Source organism: Salinibacter sp., assembly GCF_036626415.1.
In the GTDB taxonomy this organism is placed as follows: Bacteria; Bacteroidota; Rhodothermia; order Rhodothermales; family Salinibacteraceae; genus Salinibacter.
On the sequence record NZ_JAZKRW010000171.1, the window covers coordinates 1 to 4,868 of the forward strand.

At 62.2% G+C, this 4,868-nt stretch carries 3 protein-coding genes; all 3 read right to left on the reverse strand.

All coding sequences use genetic code 11. The features are described 5' to 3' along the window. Positions 1-1,854: hypothetical protein (locus V5A20_RS13055; RefSeq protein WP_332327533.1), on the reverse strand; the 1,854-nt coding region annotated here is incomplete at its 3' end. Between the two features lie 65 nt (positions 1,855-1,919). Then, positions 1,920-4,499, reverse strand: a complete 2,580-nt coding sequence (locus V5A20_RS13060) for a COG1470 family protein (RefSeq protein WP_332327534.1) — start codon at positions 4,497-4,499, stop codon at positions 1,920-1,922. A gap of 59 nt (positions 4,500-4,558) precedes the next feature. Continuing rightward, positions 4,559-4,868: ComEA family DNA-binding protein (locus V5A20_RS13065; protein ID WP_332327535.1), on the reverse strand; the 310-nt coding region annotated here is incomplete at its 5' end.

Sequence of the window (4,868 nt, forward strand, 5' to 3'; positions counted from 1 at the left end):
CTCCTGAAGCGCCGGCGGAAGAACGCTTTCCACACTGAGCAGGACGCGCTGGGGCTCCGTGTTGGTGTTTGTAACCCTTAGCTCAAGGGGAATGCCGTCTCGGCCCCGCTCAGCGAGCTGGCTCTCGGGGATTAGGCGGTGCACCCCCCCGATCACATCGTAGAAGTTGGAGGTCTCCGGATCCGGATTTTCGACAGGGACCACCCCGTACACCTGCATTTGCACGATGGCATTGTCGGAGTGGAACTGATTAAACTCGGAGTCCGAGAGAAGGAGATCCGAAGCACTCGGGGTGCACGCGGCCACTACCCCGAGGACCAGCACGAGCGGCAGCGCCCGTCGTGTCCGACGCCATGGAATGCGGCGGATCTCCATCACTGCGACGCCCAGAACCAAAATCAGCAGAAGACCAGCAAGGATCCCCTCAATTTCCCACCCGACTCCCGGAGCCCCGATGTCTCCGGAGTCTCCTCCTGCCTCAATTCGACATCCCTCATTCGGGCACTCGTTGGTCCCACTGCTCGCGCTGATATTTTTTTGTGCCCAGTTCGCTGTGTTCAGCCCGTAGGCACTCATCATGTCGGTGAGATCCGAACTGGAGCTAATATTCCGGACTCTTGAGGCGCTCCACCCTCCTTGATTCAGGTTTTGCGGCAGGATGTACGCCCGAACACACGGGTGATGGGCCAGCCCGGACGGCACCTGGCCCCAGACAGCCGACGTGATGGTTTGGCTCCCCCCTGCCGGCACAGTGCTCTGCTGTAGGTCAACGAAGCGCCAGGTCGAGGGGCTTGCCCCGTGATCCGCCCAAACGTACAGCACATGCCGGACGAGGTCGGCTGGGCGAGAGTTGTGAATCGTCGCCTCCAAAGTCAGCTCGCACGGCGCATCCGAGTAGTAGGTATAGGTGCTCATCTCCCCACACTGCAGGGCCCGGATGTCCTGGCTATTCCAGAAAACGGGCTGACGGGAGATCGTGACGTCCCCAGTGGTGGAGGTCCAGAGCCCCACCCCGTAGTTTTCAGGCTTGTGGTACTCCGCAGGGCAGGGAGTGGCCGGATTGTTGGCGTTGTTGCTCGGCAATACCGCCGGAAAAGAGGCGGCAAACTTGTCGGTGACGACGGAGGAGGCCTGATATGTGCCCTGATCGTCAACCACAGCGAACGCGACGCCGATGTCCGGATCGGCAGCACCGCTGCCAGGATTTCCGATTGCACTGACCGGAATGCGCACCTCCGCCACGTACCCGGCCCCGGGACTCCGCTTTGAAACCGCCTCGGTTGCGTTCGACGGCAGGGTGGCTGGCTTGAATAAGTTTTGCGAACAGGTTGCGGACGCGGATGGTGTGGCCCACTCAAGGCTTGACTGCAGCCCCCCTCCCGTCTGAGATTTCCACCCGTGTTGGAGCTTTAACCGGTAGTCGGTTCCACGACTCCCGGCCGATCCAGTCGCCAGCGCCGTTCCCCCGCTTCGATTCGGGTCGAAATATACGTAGATCTGCTCGGTCGTGCTGTCCGCTGGATTTTTCGAATCCTGAGTGGTGGCGTCGGGGACCACGAACAGGAAGCCGAGATACTCCGTGCCTCCCTGGTCGTACCGTTGCGAGTAGACCGTGATATCGTACGTCCGGCTGGTGTTCAGCTCTTGAACCTGGTCCAGACACCCATCCGACGACGAGATCTGGCCGGCCTGCGACCACTCGCCTGACCCCTGAACCCCGTCGATGGTGACGCTCGACCCCGGCTTTTGAAGCTCAATTGCACATGGATCTGCGGACGCCTGTCCTACAGTGCTCAGCAGTAGCCCGACGAGAAAAAAGGCGACCAACTGGATGCTGTGACGAGAGGCAAACATGGGTATGAATCGGAGTTTGGAAGGGAGGAGACGTGGGTTCGGGGTGACAAAAGACTACACATCCTTCAGGACGATACGACCCTGAGTCGCAGATCCCCGGTTCCGTCGCTGATCTGCAGGGCCGAAGACTCGACATTGAGCGAAACGACGGCTTCCCGCCCCGCGGTGTCCGGAACGTTCATGTCGATTTTCAACCGGAGACTGCTCCCATCCGAGAGATCCTCCACGACGCCTGTCGCAGTTCCGTCCGTCGCAGACCCAATCAGCGTGGTGTCTCGAAACAGGTCGAAGGGCCATTCATCAGGGCTCCCGTCGCCGTCGGACGGAATCGTGAGCGAGGCCGTCACGTCGAAGTCCACACCAGTCGTTGGATCGGCACTCGCCGTAAATGTGGCGTCGACTCGGATCCGGATCTGGTCCGATGTCGGGATCTCGATGGGAGTCGTTGCCGGATCGTTTGGAAGGGCGTACGGCTGCAGGGTATTCCGATTGAAGACGACCAGATTGGAGAGCTCAATGATGTGTGTGGTCGGGGGACCAGTGGATTCTTCGATGGGAAGTTGAAGCGTTTCTTCCATGGTGCGGTCGTTGGGTGCCGGCACTGTTGCCCGCACAGTGAGGGTCGCCGTTTCCCCAACGGTGGTCCCTTGCGGGGGCGTGACGTCCACGGTGAGGGTCTCAGTCGTTGCGCTGTCGATCTTTATCGTGGTCGTCTCGTTGCCCTGCGCGTCACGCACGGTTGTGCTCCCCGTCCAGTCCCCGGTCGGTGCCGTCGCCTGGGCTGAGAGCTGAAACGTGAGACGTTGATCCGTTTCGTTTTTGAGATCGAACTCGTAGGTGAAGGTGGAGGGCGCCCCCTCAGTCCCCGGGGGCACGAGCACATCCCCGTCCGGACTTCCAACATGCTGGAGGGTCGTCGGTCCTGTGGCAATGGTATCCCCCACCCAACGGCCTACATACTCATTCACCGCCGCCTGAGCATCGATTGCCGCTACAAGGTCGTCGTCGCTCAGCGCCGACTTGAGAGTAGCCGACAAATTAGATCCGCCGGTTTGTCGCAGCCGTGCCTCCACATCGCCGGCGAACCGTTGGCGCGGCCCCTCCTCCTCGATGCCCTCAATGTCTTTTCGGAACCGCTCCATGACACGGATCTGCTCCTCGTAGAGGTGCTGGAAGGCATCCAGCGTCCCGGCCACATCGCTTCCCTGAGCGGTGCGGGTTGCCCCCTGGCCGGCCCGCTCCAAGAGCCCGCGGAGATCCCCCCGGATGGTCGTCATGGCCTCCACCTGTGATGTGCTCTGTAGCTCAGCCGGCTCGAAGGCGCGAGCCTCCAAAAGACTTCGGTACACTGCTCGCGCCGTCTCAAAGACGATCGTCGCCCCATCGGTCGTCGACGCCACACCGACGTCGCGATGCACATATACAAGGATGGGGCGTGAAAACAGGCCCGGCGGATTCGTGTCTGACGCCAATCCGACTCGGAATCGTAGCAGGTTTGGGCGAGCGTCGAGGTCGATGGGGGGATAGGAGAAGGACCGGTGAAGGACGTTGGTGATTGGCCCCGACCGTTTGCGCCCGGTCGTCCCCCGCGAGTAACGCTCCAGAAATCGGTCGGGGTCGACCCCCTGTGGGGCGTCCACCTGGAATGCTGCGACCATTCCAACCGGCGGAACGAATCGCACGTAGTTATCGAGACGGATCTCGCGGGGATTCGGATGCGACGCCACAACCTCTCCGATATGATCGACGAACTGAAGATACCGCTCCAGCCGCCGGTCGGAGAGGGCAGCACCGCGCTCCGTGTCGGTGGGCGGGCGGACGACGGTTCGTGCCGCCCACACGTCGACGAACTCGATCTGATCGGAGGCCCAGTAGACCAGACCAACCGGAACGGCGCGGGACCCAGTGACCTCCTGCATCGACAGCTGGGACCGGGGGGCTGCCCTTGCAGCAGCCGACGGACCACCGGCACTCGATGACACCGATCCACGCAGGAGGACGTGAGCCCACAGGTTACGGAGTCGGGAGACCGAGGCCGGATCGGGACGCTCCCCGGCTGCACGAGCGCTTTCGACGTCTTCGGCCAAGGCCTGAATGCGTTCGCCGAGCGAGGCATCAATGGGCTCCATCGTGCTGGCATCGAGAGACACCAGTCGCATCCGCGCACCTTCGACGCGGCGCTCGGCCCCACATTCCCCCACCCTTCCGTCTCCACCAAGACTCGTTCTTGGGGTGCGCCCCTCCGGCGTCGAGGCCGACTCGGCGACAAGCAGGTACGCCCCGGTGCCAGTCGTAATGGTGGCCGATTGTACCGCACAGTCCTTAAACGCCCCCTTCGTTCCCGTCGTCTTCTCGCGCTCGATGCTGGAGACAACTGACACCTCGGTCGTCTGCGGAAGCTCGACCATCTGCCCGTTCGGGGCTAAACCGAGGCCGGCCTCGACCGTCACCGTCTCGTCGCTTGTCTTCCGCACGAACAGGCCGTCGACCACCCCCGTCCCCAGCGCGCGGCCGAGGCGTTGGCGTTCAGTCGCATCGGCGGTCTGCTCCGCGCTCAAGTCCTCGGCGGTAAGCACGCGGCCGTTGAAAAAGGGAATGCGTTCGAGCCCGTCCTGCACAATGGGTGTATTGAGGGCAGTCGGCATGGCGAACTTACTCGGAAAAAATCAGAAGGACGGCTGGATCGAGGGAACTGCGAAAACGCTTAGTCCGACGGCTCAAGAGCAGGATCGACGAGACCGCGCCACTGCTCAATTTGGTTCTCGGTCAGCCCGGATACCTCTGTGAGCTGGTACGGATCGGTGATGGGGGCTTCGCGTTCTTCGCGAAACGCAATAATGCGTTCGGCGATGGTCTCCCCTACGCCCGGCAACGTAATGAGGGCCTCGGGTCCCGCCTCGTTCAGAGAGACGACCTCAATGTCCGGGCGTGGACGTTCCACGTAGTCGGGACGTGACCGCAGGTACAACCAGCTTTCGAATCGCCCTCCCTGAACGCCTGCCTCAGCGGCTCGC